The 17,962-nt window shown below is 59.6% G+C and carries 16 protein-coding genes and 1 riboswitch; of the genes, 4 read left to right on the forward strand and 12 right to left on the reverse strand.

The features are described from left to right. Position 1: 1 nt before the first annotated feature. On the reverse strand, positions 2-208 hold the full coding sequence (locus tag F8A88_RS07435) for a DNA-binding protein (protein WP_151150498.1): 207 nt from the start codon (positions 206-208) through the stop codon (positions 2-4). A gap of 234 nt (positions 209-442) precedes the next feature. On the opposite strand from F8A88_RS07435, the gene F8A88_RS15970 reads away from it, so the two are divergent. The 3 genes from F8A88_RS15970 (at position 443) to F8A88_RS07450 (ending at position 5,824) form a co-directional block, all read left to right on the forward strand. Continuing rightward, positions 443-2,374, forward strand: a complete 1,932-nt coding sequence (locus F8A88_RS15970) for a methyl-accepting chemotaxis protein (protein ID WP_151150499.1) — start codon at positions 443-445, stop codon at positions 2,372-2,374. A 761-nt stretch (positions 2,375-3,135) separates the two neighbouring features. Beyond that, a complete protein-coding gene (locus tag F8A88_RS07445; RefSeq protein ID WP_151150677.1) occupies positions 3,136-3,819 on the forward strand; it encodes an anaerobic ribonucleoside-triphosphate reductase activating protein in 684 nt (227 codons plus the stop codon). Continuing rightward, positions 3,767-5,824 (forward strand): ribonucleoside triphosphate reductase, encoded by a 2,058-nt coding sequence (locus F8A88_RS07450; RefSeq protein ID WP_151150500.1) that lies wholly within the window; start codon positions 3,767-3,769, stop codon positions 5,822-5,824. Before F8A88_RS07445 ends, F8A88_RS07450 begins: the two co-directional genes overlap by 53 nt. Positions 5,825-6,228: 404 nt before the next feature. On the opposite strand, the gene F8A88_RS07455 is transcribed toward F8A88_RS07450, so the two are convergent. Genes F8A88_RS07455 through F8A88_RS07475 form a run of 5 tightly spaced genes read right to left on the reverse strand, consistent with a single transcriptional unit; the run spans position 6,229 to position 11,896 of the window. Further along, entirely contained in the window at positions 6,229-7,734 is a 1,506-nt protein-coding gene (locus F8A88_RS07455) for a leucyl aminopeptidase (RefSeq protein WP_151150501.1), read from the reverse strand. Between the two features lie 12 nt (positions 7,735-7,746). Continuing rightward, positions 7,747-8,622 (reverse strand): lipoyl synthase, encoded by an 876-nt coding sequence (gene lipA / locus F8A88_RS07460; RefSeq protein ID WP_151150502.1) that lies wholly within the window; start codon positions 8,620-8,622, stop codon positions 7,747-7,749. Then, positions 8,564-9,211: a lipoyl(octanoyl) transferase LipB gene (gene lipB / locus F8A88_RS07465; protein WP_151150503.1), complete on the reverse strand. Its 648-nt coding sequence runs from the start codon at positions 9,209-9,211 to the stop codon at positions 8,564-8,566. The genes lipA and lipB overlap by 59 nt, the downstream gene beginning before the upstream one ends. After that, positions 9,208-10,341 (reverse strand): small ribosomal subunit Rsm22 family protein, encoded by a 1,134-nt coding sequence (locus tag F8A88_RS07470; protein WP_151150504.1) that lies wholly within the window; start codon positions 10,339-10,341, stop codon positions 9,208-9,210. The genes lipB and F8A88_RS07470 overlap by 4 nt, the downstream gene beginning before the upstream one ends. Continuing rightward, positions 10,331-11,896, reverse strand: coding sequence for an ASKHA domain-containing protein (locus tag F8A88_RS07475; RefSeq protein WP_151150505.1), 1,566 nt, complete (start codon positions 11,894-11,896; stop codon positions 10,331-10,333). The genes F8A88_RS07470 and F8A88_RS07475 overlap by 11 nt, the downstream gene beginning before the upstream one ends. 130 nt (positions 11,897-12,026) lie before the next feature. Here F8A88_RS07475 and F8A88_RS07480 point away from each other — a divergent pair, with 130 nt between their 5' ends. Then, entirely contained in the window at positions 12,027-12,380 is a 354-nt protein-coding gene (locus tag F8A88_RS07480; RefSeq protein WP_151150506.1) for a hypothetical protein, read from the forward strand. Here the strand turns inward: F8A88_RS07480 and F8A88_RS07485 are convergent. From F8A88_RS07485 to F8A88_RS07510, 6 genes are read right to left on the reverse strand one after another with little or no spacing between them, the layout of a single operon-like run. Further along, positions 12,377-13,171 carry a sirohydrochlorin cobaltochelatase gene (locus tag F8A88_RS07485; protein ID WP_151150507.1) on the reverse strand — a complete coding sequence of 265 codons (795 nt, stop codon included), beginning with the start codon at positions 13,169-13,171 and terminating at the stop codon, positions 12,377-12,379. The two genes, F8A88_RS07480 and F8A88_RS07485, sit on opposite strands and share 4 nt — an antisense overlap. Continuing rightward, on the reverse strand, positions 13,164-13,880 hold the full coding sequence (gene cobI / locus F8A88_RS07490) for a precorrin-2 C(20)-methyltransferase (RefSeq protein WP_151150508.1): 717 nt from the start codon (positions 13,878-13,880) through the stop codon (positions 13,164-13,166). Before cobI ends, F8A88_RS07485 begins: the two co-directional genes overlap by 8 nt. A gap of 43 nt (positions 13,881-13,923) precedes the next feature. Further along, the gene (locus tag F8A88_RS07495; protein ID WP_241667384.1) at positions 13,924-14,850 is read right to left on the reverse strand and encodes an ABC transporter substrate-binding protein; all 927 of its coding nucleotides are present in this window, start codon (positions 14,848-14,850) and stop codon (positions 13,924-13,926) included. Further along, the gene (locus F8A88_RS07500; protein ID WP_151150509.1) at positions 14,847-15,638 is read right to left on the reverse strand and encodes an ABC transporter ATP-binding protein; all 792 of its coding nucleotides are present in this window, start codon (positions 15,636-15,638) and stop codon (positions 14,847-14,849) included. The genes F8A88_RS07495 and F8A88_RS07500 overlap by 4 nt, the downstream gene beginning before the upstream one ends. Position 15,639: 1 nt before the next feature. After that, positions 15,640-16,668, reverse strand: a complete 1,029-nt coding sequence (locus F8A88_RS07505) for a FecCD family ABC transporter permease (RefSeq protein WP_151150510.1) — start codon at positions 16,666-16,668, stop codon at positions 15,640-15,642. 22 nt (positions 16,669-16,690) lie between these two features. Continuing rightward, positions 16,691-17,665 (reverse strand): sirohydrochlorin cobaltochelatase, encoded by a 975-nt coding sequence (locus F8A88_RS07510; protein ID WP_151150511.1) that lies wholly within the window; start codon positions 17,663-17,665, stop codon positions 16,691-16,693. Between the two features lie 117 nt (positions 17,666-17,782). After that, positions 17,783-17,961: riboswitch (cobalamin riboswitch) on the reverse strand. Position 17,962: the final 1 nt, after the last annotated feature.

The raw sequence follows: 17,962 nt of genomic DNA on the forward strand, positions 1-17,962 counted from the left end.
GTCACTCCGTAAAAAGAAACATTTGAAAGCCTTCGGAACTGTCTGTTTCGCATTGTTCCTTGCATCCCGTACATTGGTAGCTCCCTTTCTTGAAGTACCAGGTGGCTTTTTCCGGGTTCGGGCACTGAAAGTATTCGTACACGCTGTCGTCGACTGCACCCCGGTAACGGGTGTAGCCTTCCTGTTTTATGTATTCCGTGAATTTCATGCCGTTTTATGTCTCCGCCGCGGCGGTTTGCGTAAAGGGGGCATGGTACGAGACTCATCGGCGTAAATGCAAGGACAATTTAGGGGCGGGCAGTGTGTTTGATCTTTTGTGGGCGGAGTTTTTTTTCAGTCATGTTGCGGATTGTGCCAATTCCGTTGCAGCAGTCAAAATAAAAGATTTGTTTCATCTCACGTGGTAAGAAATGAAGGCTATTCATAAAAAAGGGGGAGCCAAATGAGCATACGGACCAAGTTTATGCTGTCCATCCTGTTGCCCGTGTTTATTTCCGTGGGCATCATAACGACAGCCGTGTACATCCAATACGAGGACACCGTGTTGAATCTGTTCGAGGATGCCTCGCAACAGCAGCTTGAACGAATTGACGATTATGTGACGCAAATATTCAAGGAGGCAGAGGCCACGGCGCGTTATGTGGCGGAGTTGCCCGCCTCCCGCAACGGGATGGGGAATTGGCCGGTTTATTACGACAAGGTAGGCGAAGTAAACATTCCCAATGACACCATGTCTGCCGAACAAATGAGCGTACACGATACATTCACCCGTTTGCTTAAGGCGCATCCCGGCTATGCCTATGTGTATGCCGGTTTGGAGGACGGCGGATATGACCAGGCGCCCGGTGCCGATGGCATGCAGGGCTATGACCCCCGCAAGCGGCCGTGGTATAAGGAAACCATGGCCTCGGCGGATGATGTGGTCCTGCTTTCGGCATACATCACGACTGAAGGCGTCCCCGACTCGGGCGTGACAGCCAAGATTCGAGACAGTTCCGGCAAGATAATCGGTGTTTCCGCCATCGACATCAGCCTTGCGGGGCTTACCGAGCTTACTTCTTCCATCCGCTTGGGGCGGACCGGGTATACCATGCTGGTGCAGGGGGACGGAACCATTCTTTCCGATCCGTTGCATGAGGATTACCTGTTCAAGAACGTCAGCGAAGTGGGCGGCGGCATGCTTGCCCCTGTGGCCTCCAGTGAAGGGGGGATTGTTGCGGACCTGACGGTTGATGGAAAGGACATGATGGCCAGCGTACTGGTCTCGAAGAATACCGGATGGAAGCTGGTCACGCTGAGTGAACGGGATGAAATCATGGGGCCCGCCCATTCAGCCACCTTGCGTACCGTGAGTATCGGTCTGATCGTTGCGGTGCTTTTCGGTATTGCCGGATGGCGGGTAGCTTCTTCCATGAGCACGCCCATCGTGGAGAGCGGCATGTTTGCCAAGCGCATTGCTCAGGGTGACCTGACCGCAGACATACAGCACCAGGGCAGGGACGAGGTCGGCATGCTGGCCGGAGACCTGCGTGAAATGGGCGGCAGGCTTCAAAATGTCGTCGGAAAGGTCCGTACTGCCGTGGACGGCGTGGCCAGCGGATCGGAAGAGCTTTCCTCCACTGCGGAGACGCTTTCACAGGGGGCCACGGAACAGGCCGCCAATGTGGAAGAGGTCTCATCGTCCATGGAGGAGATGCTGTCCAACATCCGGCAGACAGCGGAAAATTCCAGAGAAACCGAAAAAACGGCATTGGCTTCTGCAAAGGACGCACAGGAAGGGGGCAAGGCTGTTCGGGAAACCGTGGACGCCATGAAGCAGATTGCCGAAAAGATTTCGGTGGTCGAGGAGATAGCCCGCCAGACCAATTTGCTGGCCCTGAATGCGGCCATTGAGGCGGCGCGTGCCGGTGAACATGGCAAGGGCTTTGCGGTGGTTGCCGCGGAGGTGCGCAAGTTGGCAGAGCGTTCGGGGCTGGCCGCTGCGGAGATCAGTGAGCTTTCGGATTCCAGTGTGTCTGTGGCAGAATCCGCAGGAGAGATGCTTGACCGCATGGTGCCCGACATCCGTCGGACCGCTGAACTGATTCAGGAAATTACAGCCGCAACCAATGAACAGAATGCCGGCGCTGATACCGTAAACAGGGCCATCCAGCAGCTCGACTCGGTGATTCAGCAGATCGCTTCTGCTGCGGAGGAAATGTCGTCCACGTCCGAAGAGCTTGCAGCGCAGGCCGCTCATTTGAGCCAGACCATGGACTTCTTCAATACGGATTCCGGAGAGGCCCGGCGGGCGCTGCGTGCGGCGAATGTCCGGGCGGTGGGGCAACAGGCTGTTCCTGCTCTGGAGGCCGAAGACGAGTTCGATAAGTACTAGTTGCGGCCGAAAGGTCGGACAAAGCTTTGCAAAGGGACGGTCAATGAGGCCGTCCCTTTTTTTCGGGCTGTCGACGTGTGTTCATTTCTTCATTTGTGATGAATGAAATCAGGTGGCTGATGTGGTTGGGCCATGCGCGGGGGGCGCTTGTTTTTTTCGCCTGTTTCCGTCAAGCCCGAACTGGCGGGGCTTTGCGGTGGCATTGGGGCCGACCGGGAGAAAGTCCCGGTTTTTTGTGTGGAATATTGGATGATTTGTGTTTTCAATCAGAGGCCCTTGTGCTACAAGAGTTTACTCGATTGTCACACCGTTTTTTTTCTCTTTCAATCCCCCCTGTTGTCGAAAACATACCTTGGTCTAGAGTTATGCAATTTTTTTTCTAAACTTGCTCTAGAAAAAGCACTGTATTTTCACGGATATGTCAGAATTATAATTGTGGAAAAAGTTTTTGTGTTGTCGATAAACACCTCTAGTTGTCTCTAATCGCCATTTTAAGACGAAGTTTGCAAAAAAATACCGAGAGCCCCCTGTACAAAAAACAGGTGGTGGTTTATGGTGCCCCTCATGGTTCGGACGCTGCCTCACGGCGGCGATTGCACTCGAAAATCGAATACGGACGACCGCACGCAACAGTGTGATTCTGGGCAGAGAACGCGACTGTTTCGGACGGCTCGGCCGGTGCCCCCGGCCTCGTCTGCATTCGATCATCCATAACTTCAAAATGACGTTTGTCCGCGCGTGTTTTTGCGGACGAGGGAATGATGGGTACTACATCCAGCGTATGGGATTATGTCCGCGGTTTTGAGCATTTCAGCCTGTGTGACTGGCCCGGTAGAACAAGTTGTGTTTTTTTTCTTGGCGGCTGCAATCTTCGCTGCCCCACCTGCCATAATTACAAGCTCGCATGGCATATGAATGAAGTGCCCGTGGTGCCGGAAAACGACCTGCGCATCTTTTTGCGCGACAGGGCCAAGTGGCTTGACGGCGTGACCGTTACAGGCGGGGAGCCTTCCTGCGTACCCGGTCTTGGCGAACTCCTTTATGAAATCAGGAAATTCGACCTGCCGGTGAAGATGGATTCCAACGGTATGCGGCCCGAAGTCGTGCGCGACATTCTCGATGCCGGCCTTGCAGACGTCTTTGCCGTGGATGTGAAAGGACCATATTCGAAATACCCTGAATTGACCGGCCATGCGGTGTCCGAAGTGACGGCACGCACCCGGCTCGAAGAAATATTTGCCATGGCTCGCCAGCATCCGGATTCATTTTATTTCCGGCTGACGAAAGTGCCCGGCATTACGGATGCCGACATTGAAGAGGCCCGCAGCTACCTGCCGGAAGGTTTTGAGTTGAAACTTCAGGATTTTGTGCCACCCAGAAGGAGGACCGAGGATGCCCAGCCAGATAATGAAACGCGACGGGCGGTTGGAAACGTGGTCGACTGACCGCATCGCCCAAGCCATTTTCAAAGCGCTCAACGCCAACGGCATCAAGGACCCGCTCCTGGCCAAGCGTCTGGGCAGAAAAGTCGAGCAGAAGCTCGATGGCGTGGACATTCCCGAGCAGGAGCACGTCCAGAATACCGTTGAACAGGTGCTCATGGAAGCGCGGCAATACGATGTGGCAAAGAAATACATCGTTTATCGCGAAAAGCGCCGCGCCATTCGTTCCCAGCGCGAGGCCGTGCTGGACGTCATGGGCGTCATTGATGAATACCTCGGCAAGGCCGACTGGCGCGTCAATGAAAATGCCAACATGACCCATTCGTTTCAGGGCATGATGCTGCATCTTTCCGGCACGGTTCAGGCCCGTTATTCGTTGGAAAAGTACCCCGAAGAAGTGCGGCTGGCCCATGAGCATGGCTATTTCCATATTCATGACCTTTCTTTCGGCCTTGCCGGATATTGCGCGGGCTGGTCACTGCGGGACCTTTTGCTGGAGGGGTTCAACCTCGAAGGCCGAGCCTCGGCCGGGCCTGCCAAGCATTTTGATACCGCGCTCGGCCAGATGAACAATTTTCTGGGCACGCTCCAGAACGAATGGGCCGGTGCGCAGGCGTTCAACAACGTGGACACCTATCTGGCACCGTTGGTGCGGTTCGACGGACTGAGCTACGAGCAGGTCCGCCAGTGCATGCAGAAATTCGTGTTCAACCTGAACACCACCTCGCGCTGGGGCGGACAGTCGCCGTTTACCAACCTGACCTTTGATCTTGTGGCCCCCAAGCACATCGCCAAGGAGCCGGTGATCATCGGCGGCAAGTTCCACGACGAGTTGACCTATGGCGACTTTGAAGAAGAAATGGCCATGATCAACAAGGCCTTCATCGAAGTCATGCTCGGCGGCGACTACCATGACCGCATCTTCTCGTTTCCCATTCCCACCTACAACGTCACCGAGGACTTTCCGTGGGATTCCGAGATTGGCGAGCTGCTGCTCAAGCTGACTTCCAAGTACGGGGTTCCCTATTTCCAGAATTTCATCAATTCGGACCTCAACCCGGAAGACGTGCGTTCCATGTGCTGCCGTCTGCAGATGGACATCCGCGAACTGCGCACCAAGACCGGCGGCCTGTTCGGCGCGGGCGACCTGACCGGCTCCATCGGCGTGGTTACCCTGAACCTGCCGAAGCTGGCCTACCTGGCCCAGTCCGAGGACGAGTTCCTGGACATGCTCACCGAGTACGCCGAGCTGGCCAAGGATTCGCTGGAATTCAAGCGCAAGGTGGTCACGGACAATTTGGAAAAGGGCATGTTCCCGTGGTCGCGGCGCTACCTCAAGAACGGCCTCAAGGGCCATTTCTCCACCATCGGACTCATCGGCGGCCACGAGGCCTGCCTGAACATGCTGGGCAAGGGCATTGAAACCGAGTCGGGCATCCGGTTCATGCGTCGCGCCCTGAACCATCTGCGCCGGGTCACTTCCCGCTTCCAGGAAGAGACCGGCAACCTCTACAACCTTGAGGCTACGCCTGCAGAGGGCACCAGCTACCGTCTGGCCAAGATCGACAAGGCTTTGTATGCGGACATTCAGGCACAGGGCAACGGCACGCCGTACTACACCAACTCCACGGCCCTGCCCGTTGGCATTTCCGACGACGTCCTCTACGCCCTTGAACACCAGAACAATCTGCAGCCCCTGTATACGGGCGGCACGGTATTCCATACCTTCCTTGGCGAGGCCGTCACGGATATTGCCGCGCTCAAGAGCTTTATCATCAAGGCATTCACCAAGACCAAGATACCCTATGTGTCCATCACGCCGACCTTCTCCATTTGCAAGGAACATGGATACATTCAGGGCGAGCATTTCGAATGCCCCACCTGCGGCAAGGAAGCCGAGGTCTATACCCGCATCGTGGGCTACTACCGCCCGGTTTCCCGCTGGAACAAGGGCAAGCAGGCCGAATACACGGACCGCGTGGTGTTCAGCGATTATCTTTGCAACTGATTCCCGTCCTCCTAACGGGTTTTCCACCTCCAACGTGGCTGAGGCCGGACATTGTGTCCGGCCTCAGTCTGTTGAGAAGGACAAAGCTTGTGACCGCCTGCGGCGGCATTGATCAACAGGATTTCGCCTCCGGCGGCAAGGGACACGTCCCTTGACCCTTTTTTGTCCCGCATTCTTTGGATGCGGGGCGGTAAGAATGTGTGAGAAAATACACGGGGCCGCTCGTCGCTTTCATTTTGCGCTTTGCTTTCCACTCTTTCTTTGGTCCCATCTTTTTGGAAGAGATACTCCAAAAATAACTGCGGCCCGGCCTGCGAGAGCAGGGCGGGCCGCAGCGCCAAAAGTTTTGGGAGATGCTCAAGAACCTTTTTTCCAAAAAGGTTCTTGAGCCGCCGGAGGCAAAGCTATTGTTTTGCCACCCCGGTGCGCACCAGTTCCAGAAGCGTGCGCACGGCAAATCCGGTGGCACCACCATCGTACACCGGCGTTTTTTTGGCTCCGCTGGCAGGTCCGGCAATATCCAGATGCGCATGGCGTGTGCCGTCCTCGATGAACTGGTCCAGAAACTGGGCTGCGCTGGATGCGGCTCCCGGCCGTACTCCAGAGTTTTTCATGTCCGCCACGTCCGATTTCAACCCTTCGAAATAAAGGTCCCACATGGGCAGGGGCCAGAAGCGGTCGCCTGCGGCCTGCCCGGTTTCGCAAACCTGTCGGCTCAGGGCCTCGTCCTTTGTGAAAACGCCGCCCACCTCGTGGCCCAGCGCAACCACACAGGCCCCGGTCAATGTGGCGAGGTCGAAAATGGCCTCGGCATCGTATTCGCGCTGCGCCCATGTCAGGGCATCGCACAGGGCCATGCGCCCTTCGGCGTCCGTGCTGATGATTTCCACGGTCTTGCCGCTCATGGTGGTGACCACGTCGCCGGGCCGGTAGGCACGGCCGTCCGGCATGTTTTCCGTGCAGGGCATGATGCCGATGACGCGCCGTTCATAGCCGGTGCGACCCAAGGCCTCGAACAGGCCCAGCACTGCGGCGGCCCCGGCCATGTCGTCCTTGAGCTCATGCAGGTTGGCGCTCGGCTTCAGGGAGATGCCGCCCGTGTCAAAGGTGATGCCTTTGCCCACGAAAATGATGGGCTTGTGATCTTCGGTGCCCTCGGGAGCGTGCTCCAGAACAATGAATTTCGGCTCTTCCTCTGCGCCGCGCGCAACGGATTCCAGCCCGCCCATGCCCATGGCCGCGATTTCATCGCGCCCGAAGGCGATTGTGGAGAATCCGTAGTGCTCGGCAAGCTCCTGTGCCGTTGCCGCCAGATGGCTCGGGGTGACGATGTTGGCCGGGCCGTTGGAAAGGTCCCGCGCCAGCATGACGCCCCGGGCCGCAGCTTCGCCGCGCAGGGCCGCGTCCTGCATGGCCTGCGTGGGCGAGGCCGGGGTGAAGATCGTCAGTTCCTGCGGCTGCGGGTCCTTGTCTTTGGTCTTGAGCTGGTCATAGGCGTACAGACCGAGCAGGGAGCCATAGATGATTTCTTCGCAAAGTTGTTCCGGGGAAAGCGCATCGCCGATTGTGGTCAGGTTTTCCAATGCCACGGCGCAGGATTCCAGCTTGAGCGAGCGGCAGCAACGCACCCCGGTGGCTGCTGCATGGCGCATGCGCTGGGCATCCATTTTTTCGGGCTTGCCGAGCCCAACGGCAATGATCCGTTGAATGTGCGATTCCGCAGGCCCGTGCAGGATCACGGTCTGGTTTTTGGCGGCGGTGAAATCCCTGAGTGCGGGGTGGGCTGCCAGCCAGTCCGGCATGGAGTCGGCGGCAAGGGCTGCCAGCGGTTCGGTCGTTTGCGTGGCAAAAACGAGCAGGGCCGGTGCTTGCCGCTGGTCTGCGGCGGATTCGGAAAAGAGAATGTCCATGAAAGCCTCCGATCAGCGTTTTACGAATTGTTCGGCATTGTAGCTGCTGCGCACCAGCGGGGCGCTGAACATGTGCGGTATGCCCTTGGCGTTTCCGGCTGCGGCGTATTCGTCGAAGCTCGGCGGTGGCACGTAGCGCTGCACCGGCGGATGCTGGCGCGAGGGCTGCATGTATTGGCCGATGGTCACGATGTCGCAGTTCACGGCGGCAAGGTCATCCAGCACGCGCAATACCTGCGAGTCGTTTTCACCAAGGCCCACCATGATGCCGCTCTTGGTGGGGATGGACGGATCAATCTGCTTGGAATTGACGAGTACGTCGAGGCTCTGGCGGTAGTCGGCCTGCGGCCGGACCGCATCGTACAGCTCGTGCGTGGTCTCCAGATTGTGGTTCAGGATGTCGGGCTTGGCATCAAGCACGGTCTTGAGTGCGTCGCGGTCGCCGAGAAAGTCGGGGATGAGCACTTCCACGCTGCAACCGGGCTGCACGCGCCGCACGGCCTCGATGGTGGCCGCGAAATGCGCGGCCCCGCCGTCGGGCAGGTCGTCGCGCGTCACCGAGGTGATGACAACGTGCTTGAGCTCCAGCCTGCGCGCAGCCTCGGCCACGCGGTCCGGCTCGGTGGCGGACAGCGGCTCGGTGATGCCGGGCGTGATGTTGCAGAACGCGCAGTTGCGGGTGCACACGTTGCCCATGATCAGGAATGTGGCCACCTTATTGCCAAAACATTCCCAGCAGTTGGGGCATTTGGCGCTTTGGCAGACCGTGTTGAGTTCCAGATCCTTGAGCAGGTCGCGGGTTCCCGCGAACGTGGCGTCGCGCGGCAGTTTAATGCGCAGCCACGGCGGTATGCGCAAAGGCTTTTTCAAATTCTTCTCGGAAGACATCTTTTACTTCCCGGACGGTGATTTCCCTGTCGGCCTCCATGCTCAGGGATGTGGGCGAGGCCCCCTGAATGCCGCACAGGGTAATGAGGTTGAAGAGACTGACGTCCGGTCCCACGTTCAGGGCCAACCCGTGATAGGTGACCCATTTGCGGACGCCGATGCCCATGGAGCAGATTTTGCGGCTGTGGTCCACCCATACGCCGGGATGCCCCTCGCGCCGGGCGGTGGTGACCCCGAAGCGGGCACAGGTGTTGATGACCGCGCTTTCCATGTCGTGGAAAAAAGCGCGCATGCCGCCCGGGCGTTTTTCCACCCGCCAGATGGGGTAGCCCACGAGCTGGCCCGGAAAATGGCAGGTGATGTTGCCGCCCCGGGTGGTCTGGGCGAGGGTGATGCCTTGCTGGGCAAGAAATTCCTCGCCCACGTGCAGGTTTTCGCCGCCGCCCTGCCTGCCGTAGGTGATGACCTTGGGATGCTCCAGCAAAAAGAGGGTGTTGTCCTCCCGGCCGTCGATGACCGCCTGCAAGCGTTCCAGCTGCAGGGCTTCGGCTTTTTTATAGTCGATGAGTCCCAGGTCTACGATATTCATTTTTTCTTGCCCTGCTTGATGGCCACCGGCAGCACCACGGCCCCGGATTTGGCGTCGGTTGCGGTTTCCTCGGGCCATTGCGGCACGATGAACTGGCCGGGATAGAGCAGCGGGCCAGTCGCCGGATAGTGCAGCAGGGTCAGGCCGCGGTCGCTGCATCCGTACTGGCCCCGGCCCTCGGGCAGGGGGAAGGGTTCGGAGATCACGCGCACGGCCTCGGCATGCTCGGCTTCGCCTTCGGTCATATACAGGAAGCTCAGGCTCAGCCCGGTCTTGGTCAGTCGCGCCCGGCGGGTCAGGTTCATGAGTTTTCCGGGCGCACCTTCAATGCCGAAGTTGAAATGGCACCATGGCGACTTGCCCAGCCCGGTCATGGGACACTCCCCGGCGTGGGTGCACGGGGCCAGCGGACTCAGCCTCTGCTCCAGCAACAAGCCGCGCAGGGCGGAAAGGGTTTCGCCGGAACGTCGCAGGCCCGGTTCGATCAGCAGCAGGCGACCGTTTTCGGCCATGTATTGCCGCAGGGTGCGGGCCAGCTTGCCCATGGGGTCCTGCTGCTTGCCGCGCGCGCTCAGGTTCAGTTCGTTGAGGGTGTTGGCCGCCACAACAAGGTCGCCCTTTTCGCGCAGCTTCATGCCCAGCGAGCCCTTGACCGTGACGATGCGCCACGGAGCCTTGGGTCCGGCAATACGGTCGAAGAGCTTGCGGCCTTCGTTCATGACCTTGGGCGCACGGTCCACGCATACGAAGGTCAGTTTGCGATCGCGCAGGGCGGGCATGGACATCCACATGGCCAACGGCACGGTCATCGGGCCGGAACCGAGGTCTATGATGGTGCCGTTGTCGCGCACCGAAGGGTTTATGCCACTGAACAGCCGGGACATGCGATACAGGTTCCACGGCAGGAAATAGTGCAGGTAGGCGCCCAGCAGCCGGGCGTCGCCCATATAGTCCTTTTTCAGTGACTCGCGGTCCGAGGTCAGGCTGTCTGACAGGTCTCGCACGTTTTTGTGCAGCACTTCCCGGTGTTTGCCCTTGAGCGGAAACGTCTTGGACAGGGTCGCGTGAAAGCGGTCCAGCATGGCCAGCGTGTCCTTTTCCGGGCGGGGGAACAGATTTTTAATCAACATGGGTAAAACGCATCCTTTCCACGTATCGGTTGCCGAAGGACGGATCGTCGGTCAGGTCCAGCACCCGCATGGATTCGGGCGTTTCGGCCAGCCAGAGGCGCGCCTCGGGCCGGGTCAGCAACAGTTCGGTTCCGGCCAGCGAGGTGTTGCCCGCTCGTGTTGTGCGGGCGCACGCGTCATGCGGCAGGAATCCGAGGGTTTCGAGATCATCAAGGGAAACATGCTCGCCCATGGCACCGGCAACATGCACGGCGGCCAAGTCGCCCGGAGCCAGTCCTGCATTTTGCAGGAGCTCGCTCACAGCGAGATTGAACGCGGCCTTGACCTTGAGGATTTCCTCCATGTCCGAGGCCGGTACGATCAATCCGGGCATGACCGCGAATGCTGGCTCGTCGCCCAGTTGGGTCAGGCGTGTTTTGAGCTTCATGGCGAGCGGTGTGCACCCTGACCGGAAATGCCCGTGTTCGTCAAGCACGCCGTTGGCAAGCAGCAGGGCGGCGAGGGAAAGATACCCGGTGCCGGTCATGGCCTTGTGCGGCGTGGTGTCGCCGGGGTTTTCGCTGTTCGGGATGCGTTGCGGTGCAATGCCCGCCGGAGTGGCGGCAAATGCGGAGATCACACCCGGACCGGCCGTTTGCCCATGGCGCAGGCCCACGCCTTCCAGCGCCGGTCCCATGGGCACGCTGGCGCAGATACGCTCGGTTTCGGAAAGGCTGAGCACGAACTCGCCGTTGGTGCCCATGTCCGCCAACAGGTGCGGAAAGGTCTCGTTTTCGGAAAAGTGTATGGCCGCCAGCCCGGCGCTGATGTCTGCCCCCACGAAGGGCGCGTACAACGGGGGGATGAAGGCCGGGGGCAGGTTCGGGGATATGGTGCGCGTGTCATTGCCCGCATAGGGCAGGGAGTAGGGCGCATGGGCCAGTGTGGCCGTTTCCAGCCCCAGCAGGATGTAGGTCATGGCCGAGTTGCCGGAGATGGCCATGCCGATACACTGGCCCCCCAATGTTTTCCGGGCCGAGGCCGCGTATTCTTCAAGGCGGCGAATCACCAACGAACGCAGGGTTCGGGCGTGTTGCGGGTCGGCGGCAAGGGCAAGGCGCGACATGACCTCGCTGCCCAATCCGGTTTGCGGATTCAGCCCGGTCTGGAGCAGGGTTCGTTTCCCATTCACAAGGGCTGAACAGTGGATGCTGGTGGTGCCCAGATCCACGGCCAGCAGAAAATTTCCGCCGGATTGCCCTGTGCGTGTTTTTGTGGCCGGGCTTGTCCGGGGCCGGGGAAGTTCCAGCGAGCAGGGGACGGAATCGTGCAGACAGGCCAATCGCCACCCGTCCGCCAGTTCCTCCCCGGAAAAGCGTTTGTGTTCTTCGGGGTGCGGGGTGGGTGGTTCGCTCAGAAAACGCACCGCGCACAGGCCGCATTTTCCCAAACCGGAGCACAGGGGAACATCCTGCCACAGGCCAAGCAAAAAGATGGTTCTGGCCAGCGAGACATGCGGCACGCATTGGGTGGTCATCATCTCGCCGTTGGCGGTGGTTATTGATATATCAGTCATTCTTTTCCCTGCCTGAAGCCTGAACAGGTATGCTACAGCAAGCTGTACAGGGTGTAAACTTTGCGATTCGCAAAAACGTCTTGGAATAATATAGAAGTGGTGATAAATACCCCATTCTGAGAGGCCGGAAATGAAAGATATTCACGATGATCGGCAGGGGCTGTACCGTGCCACCCGTTTTCACCTGTATGCCAAGGTTGCGAATCAGGATGTAGCCTTTGGCGTGCGCGATATTTCCGTGGAATCGCTCGGGTTGTCCGTTGAGGGAAGGCTCACCGTGGGCATGCAGTTCAGCGTGTATATCTTCCGCGGCGAAGTGCCCGTGGCCAGCAACCTGCGCGTGCAGGTGGTGCACTATGAAAAGGGGTACGCCCGCTGTTCCTATGTGGACCTGACCCGTGGGCAGGCCCAGTCCCTGCAGCGCATCGTGACCCGCCGTCTTGTGGCGGGCGCTCCCATACAGCGCCGCAGGATGTATTCCTAACGCCGGTCCAGTCGCTTCATGGCTTCGTCCAGATGGGCCAGCCAGATATCTGCCAGAACATCGTATTCCCCGGCTCCCTTGAGCACTGCCTCGCAGGCGATTCCGGCCCGCTCCAGCACGTTTTTCCATGAATGGTCGGCCTTGCCCACCATGTCTTTGGATGCGTGATGCCCCGCGCCGAACAGGAAGGGAAGCAGAAACGCCTTTTCCACACCGCGCTCCAGCAGGGTGTCGCGTATTTTTTCTATACCCGGCTCGGCTTCCAGCGCGCCAACGAACACGTCCGGGTCGCGCAGCTGGATACAGTGATGCAGCCCTTCGTAGTAGACGTTGCCGGGGTGCAGGGTCCCATGCCCCATGAGCAGCACGGCCTCGCGTTTTTTCCTGTGCGCGGGCAGCACCGAGAGTATGGCCCCGGCCACCTGTTCGATGTCCTCTTCCCCGGCCAGCAGGGGAAAGCCCACCTCCACGCGTTCAAAGCCGTTTTCGCGCAGCATGAACTTGCTGGCCAGTGGCAGCAGGTCGTGAAATTCCGAGCCCGGGATCATGTGCAGGGACTGCACGGCCACGCGCCGCACATTCAGCTGCAGTAACCGTTGCAGTGCTTCGGCCACGGAGTCGGCCTGTTCGCCTGCTCGAGTCATGCGTCCGCGTATTGTCCGGGATGTGTAGGCTTTGAGTACGGGTACGCCCGGCCATGCGGTCCGGACGCGTTCGACCATATGGTCGAGTGCGGCCACCGAGTTTTGGTGGCGCGAACCATACGAGGCAAGTATTATGGCGTTATTCATGCGTATTTTTGCGTACCAGCGCCAGACTGAAATAGTGCGGCCGTTCCGGGGCGTCCTTGATGTCCATGAGTATGGATTCGTTGTCCATGCCCAGGCGTGAAACCAGCACGGTCCTGTCGTTCAGGCGCAATTCATTCAATGTGTCGCGTATTTCAGCGAAGTTCTTGTAGGCCTTCAGGATAACGGCATTGTCCGCTTTGTCCAGTAGTTCCTTGAGCCGTTCCTTTTTGCACACGCCCGATGTGAGCACAAGGCTTTCCTCGGACTCGGCCAGCACGAACCCCACGCGCGCCGCTGCTGCCTGATAGGAGGTGATGCCCGGAACAACGCCGATGCGCAGGTCGGGTTCCAGCCGTTTGAGCATGTTTTGCAGGTAGCCGAAGGTACTGTATGTCAGCGGGTCGCCCAGGGTAAGGAAAACCCCATCGTTTCCTGCATGCAGCTCCCTGGCCACGATGCGGGCGTTGGCTTCCCACGCGCTTTGCAGTACGGCCTTGTCCCGCGTCATGGGAAAGCCGAGTTGCACCACGCGCACGTCTTCGCGCATGTGGGGGCGGGCGATGTTCAGGGCCGTGGAATAATCGTTCTTGGTGGATGCGGCCGCAAATACCACATTCGCGTTGTGGATCATTCTGACTGCCTTGAAGGTCAGCAGTTCCGGGTCGCCGGGGCCGACACCGATGCCGTGCAGCATGCCGGGCTTTGTCATGGTTTGTCCTTTATGCCTGTTTGTTCAGGGAGTGTGATGTTTTTCATTGTTCGGTCTTGGCGGGCAGGCGCAGCAGGGAGCGCAGAGTGGCGATGCCTTCAAGCAGCCGCATGGTGGGGCGCGACACGATGTCCTCGCTGACCGTATATACTCGTCCTTCGCGCACGGCCTTGACCGCTGCGAACCCGGGCGTTTGTTTTATGTCCGCTGATGAAGTCCTGTTCATGGTTCCGGTCTGGGCCAGATACACGTCGATATCCGCGCCGTGGGCGATGATCCGTTCGGCACCGTATTCGGCGATGTTGGTGCCATGTCTCGGCGTTGCATCCTGTGCCGCGTTGATGCCTCCGGCCGCGGCAAGGGCGAACATGGCCGTGGAATCCGGTGAAAAAGTGCTCAGCTTGCGGTGGATGGATTCGAAAAAGACTGTGGGCCGCTGTTGCATGGGGATTGTTTCAGTGGCTTTTTTCAAATCGGCCAGCCGGGTCTTGAAGTTTGTGACCATGGATTCGGCTTGTTGCCTTGCCCCGGTAAGCGTGCCGAGGGTTCGCCAGTAGTCGTAGGTGGCCTTCATGCCCATGGGCTGGAGCGCGGCCACGGTCACGCCCGCTTTTTCCAGTCCTTGCCATAATGCCGGATAGGCACGCCAATGCATGGGCCGCACCAGCACGAGGTCGGGCCGGGCGGCCAGAAAGCGTTCGATGCCGTCGCGGGCGTTGAAGCGCGGCCGCGTGGTGATTTGCGCCGGATAGTCGTCGCTGCGCGATATGCCGATGAGCGCGTTTGCGCGTCCCAGCGAGCAGATATTTTCCGTGTGTGCGCCGTACAGGGAGATGATGCGTGTAAACGGCTTGGGCACGGCGATTGTTCTGCCCACGGAGTCCGTGACCACGGTGTGCGCACGTGCCTCTCCGACCATGATCGGCAGTATGGCCACCAGAAAAAGAATTGCCACGCGCATACGGATCATGGCGTAGCCTTTTGTTTGAAGGACACGGCCAGCGAGCCGGAAAATTCGTCCCGGTACACCCGGCAGTCCACGCCGAAGACTTCGCGCACGGCCTGCGTGGTCAGGGTTTGAGCCAGCGGCCCGGACGAATGGACGCATCCGTTGTGCAGAAACACGATGTTGTCGGCAAAGGCCGCCGCATGGTTGAGGTCGTGCAGCACGGCCACCACGGTTTTGTCTTCCCTGCGGACCAATGTGCGCAAGGCCTGCAAGGTGCGCAGGGTGTGGCGGATGTCCTGATTGGCCGTGGGTTCATCCAGCAGCAGGACCGGCGTGTCCTGTGCCAGTGCGCGGGCCAGCATGGTGCGCTGGCGTTCGCCGCCCGAAAGGTCCGTGATGCGCCGCTGAGCGAGTTGGGCGACGTCCATGGTTTGCATGGCCTCGTCGGTCAGTGCCTGATCGGTCCAGTCCGGGGTCATAAAGCGTGGAATGTGCGGGTGTCGCCCCATGAATACTGTTTCGCGTACGCTGAAAGGAAAGGAAACGTTGTGGAATTGCGGCATGAGCGCGGTACGTTGCGCCATTTCAAGGGGGTTCATGGCCGACACGGGTGAACCGAATAGGGTTATGGAGCCGGATTGCGGCTTGCGCTGTCCGGTCATGAGGTCCAGCAAGGTGGATTTGCCGCTGCCGTTGGGGCCGACCACGGCTGTGAACGCTTTGCTTGCAATGGTCAGGTCCAGCCCGTCAAAGAGCGGTTGCCCGTGGCCGAAGTGCAGACCGCGGATGGTATAGGCGGGACCGTTCATGTTATCTCCGGGCCAGTTTGCGGCTGAATATGAAACAGAACACCGGGCCGCCGATGAGGGCTGTGAGCACGCCCACCGGAACTTCATGGGGGAGCACGGCGCGGGTCAGCGTGTCCGCACCCAGCAGCAGTATGGCCCCGCCCAGCCCTGAGGCCGGGAGCAGCAGTCGGTTGTCCGGGCCGCAGGCAAGGCGCATGAGGTGCGGCACGATCAGGCCCACGAAGCCGATGATGCCGGATACGGCCACACAGGCCGCGGCCATGAACGTGGCGATGCCCAGCAGCGCGGCACGCGTCATTTCCGTATTCACGCCCAGCGAGCGGGCCGTGGTGTCGCCCATGGACATGATGTTCATGTCCCGGGCCAGGAAAAGGCAGGCCGCAAGTCCGACCCCGGCCACGATCACGGCCAGCAGCGCCTCGGCCCATGTTTTGGCCGCAAAACTGCCCATGAGCCAGTATATGATCACGGAAACCCGCTCGTCGGCCATGTACTTCATGAAGCTGATGCCCGCCGAGAGCATGGCCGAGACAATGACGCCGGAAAGAATCAGGTTGGTGGGTGAAAGCCTGTGGGTGCTGCCGGCAATGGCCATGACCCCCAGCAGGGTGGTGGCGGCACCGATGAAGGCGCATGCGCCCACGGACCATACTCCCGCGAAATCCAGCCCCAGCAGCAGGGCCAGCGACGCGCCGAACGCGGCTCCCGAGGAAACGCCCAACGTGAACGGTTCGGCCAGCGGATTGAGCAGCACGCCCTGAAACGCTGTTCCTGCAACGGCAAGGCCGAAGCCCGCGGCTGCCGCCGTGATGATGCGCGGCAGCCGCACATTGAAGATCACTTCCGAAATCATGGGGTTGGAAAAGGGTTCCGCTCCCCACACGCGTTCCGCCAGCACCGAAAGAACCGTGGCCGGTTCAACGGGGATGAAGCCCATGCCCGTGGCCGCCACCATCAGGCACAGCAGTGTACCCGAGAGGACGGCGACCCAGAATACGGGTTTTCCGGCGGCGATGCAGGGAGCGGTCATATGCATTGTCCTCTGGAATGGCCTATCGGGCCATGGCGTCCTTGAGGTGCTCCACATAGAGTTGCGCCCATTCGGGAACAACACCCAGTCCGCGCAGCTCGGTGTGCACGTCGAAGCCTTCCTTGGTCAGCATGACCTTCCAGGAGTCGTCCTCGGCTCCGGCCATGTCGTTGCTGGCATGGTCGCCGGCCACGATCATCAGCGGTTTCATGAGCACGCTTTTCTTGCCCGTAGCCTTGAGTGCGGCCAGAGCCTCGTCGAATCCGGGGAATCCTTCCACGCAGCCGATGATCACGGGCCAGCCGTATTCCTGCTGCAGGACAGACTGGAACTCGGCATAAATGCCCGTGGAGAAGAAGTCGTTGCCGTGGCCCATGTAGATCAGTGCGGCATCCATTTTTCTGGCCTGTTCCACGTCGGTTTTCAGGGCTTTGGCGGCCACGGCCAGGTCGGTTTTGTAGGGGTGGCCTTCACCAGGCATGCCCAGTGCCGGTCTGCCCAGTGCCAGCCGGGCAAACGGGGTGTGTCGGGGCTTGAGCGCATGAATGGAGCGCAGGCCAGCCAGCAGGGTCACGGTGTCGTGGAATTCCTCGCCCGCAAAAACGTGCAGGGACTGGACCGTTATGTCGCGGTAGCCCATGTTCTGCAGGTCCGCAATGGTGGCCAGCGGGGTCCTCACGTGCAGCACCTCGGCCGGAATGCCGGGGTTGGTCTTTTGCCACGCCTTGTCCTGGCTGCGTTCGATCCAGATTTTGCGGATGATGTTGGAGGTGAAGGCCAGCTTGACCGGCACGTTGGGAAAAGCCTTTTGCACGGCTTTCTGAATGGCCAGAATGGAAGTGATGGCTTCGGGGTAGGAAGTTCCGAATGCCGTAAGAACAATGGCTTTTTTGCCAGAGCCTTTTTCGTTGCCGTGGCCTGCGTTTGCCGCAGTAGCCGCCAGCAGCAGGCTCAGAGCCATCAGTGTGACCAGAAGCCGTTTGCATGAGTTGTGCATTGATTCCTCCGACTGTTGGGAGGGGCTGGTTGAATGAAGTGTGCATAAGGAAAAGGCGTAAAGACTGCGCCTGCACTGATGTGTCCGTTCGGCAATTGCCCCGTTGCCGTCGAACTCTCCTCGGACAGGCTTCGGGCAGGTCTTCCGGCTTCCCTCCCTGTTTTCGGCCTTCCCGGGGAAACCCCAGTGGCATACGAAGAAAACAGGTTGTCGAGGATTACGGCGGCGGGACCGCTCCCGATTCACACGGGATTCCCTATCAAGTCCTTGCGGACACCTGAAGCAGAGCCGTTGTAT

Origin of the sequence: Pseudodesulfovibrio senegalensis, assembly GCF_008830225.1 — a bacterium.
Lineage (GTDB): Bacteria > Desulfobacterota > Desulfovibrionia > Desulfovibrionales > Desulfovibrionaceae > Pseudodesulfovibrio > Pseudodesulfovibrio senegalensis.

Coding starts and splice junctions, on each gene's coding strand:
- F8A88_RS07495 (WP_241667384.1), bottom strand. CDS start 14,850: ATGATCCGTATGCGCGTGGCAATTCTTTTTCTGGTGGCCATACTGCCG.
- F8A88_RS07505 (WP_151150510.1), bottom strand. CDS start 16,668: ATGACCGCTCCCTGCATCGCCGCCGGAAAACCCGTATTCTGGGTCGCC.
- lipB (WP_151150503.1), bottom strand. CDS start 9,211: ATGAATATCGTAGACCTGGGACTCATCGACTATAAAAAAGCCGAAGCC.
- F8A88_RS07445 (WP_151150677.1), top strand. CDS start 3,136: ATGGGTACTACATCCAGCGTATGGGATTATGTCCGCGGTTTTGAGCAT.
- F8A88_RS15970 (WP_151150499.1), top strand. CDS start 443: ATGAGCATACGGACCAAGTTTATGCTGTCCATCCTGTTGCCCGTGTTT.
- F8A88_RS07510 (WP_151150511.1), bottom strand. CDS start 17,665: ATGCACAACTCATGCAAACGGCTTCTGGTCACACTGATGGCTCTGAGC.
- F8A88_RS07500 (WP_151150509.1), bottom strand. CDS start 15,638: ATGAACGGTCCCGCCTATACCATCCGCGGTCTGCACTTCGGCCACGGG.
- F8A88_RS07475 (WP_151150505.1), bottom strand. CDS start 11,896: ATGACTGATATATCAATAACCACCGCCAACGGCGAGATGATGACCACC.
- cobI (WP_151150508.1), bottom strand. CDS start 13,880: ATGACAAAGCCCGGCATGCTGCACGGCATCGGTGTCGGCCCCGGCGAC.
- F8A88_RS07435 (WP_151150498.1), bottom strand. CDS start 208: ATGAAATTCACGGAATACATAAAACAGGAAGGCTACACCCGTTACCGG.
- F8A88_RS07480 (WP_151150506.1), top strand. CDS start 12,027: ATGAAAGATATTCACGATGATCGGCAGGGGCTGTACCGTGCCACCCGT.
- F8A88_RS07450 (WP_151150500.1), top strand. CDS start 3,767: ATGCCCAGCCAGATAATGAAACGCGACGGGCGGTTGGAAACGTGGTCG.
- F8A88_RS07470 (WP_151150504.1), bottom strand. CDS start 10,341: ATGTTGATTAAAAATCTGTTCCCCCGCCCGGAAAAGGACACGCTGGCC.
- F8A88_RS07485 (WP_151150507.1), bottom strand. CDS start 13,171: ATGAATAACGCCATAATACTTGCCTCGTATGGTTCGCGCCACCAAAAC.
- lipA (WP_151150502.1), bottom strand. CDS start 8,622: ATGTCTTCCGAGAAGAATTTGAAAAAGCCTTTGCGCATACCGCCGTGG.
- F8A88_RS07455 (WP_151150501.1), bottom strand. CDS start 7,734: ATGGACATTCTCTTTTCCGAATCCGCCGCAGACCAGCGGCAAGCACCG.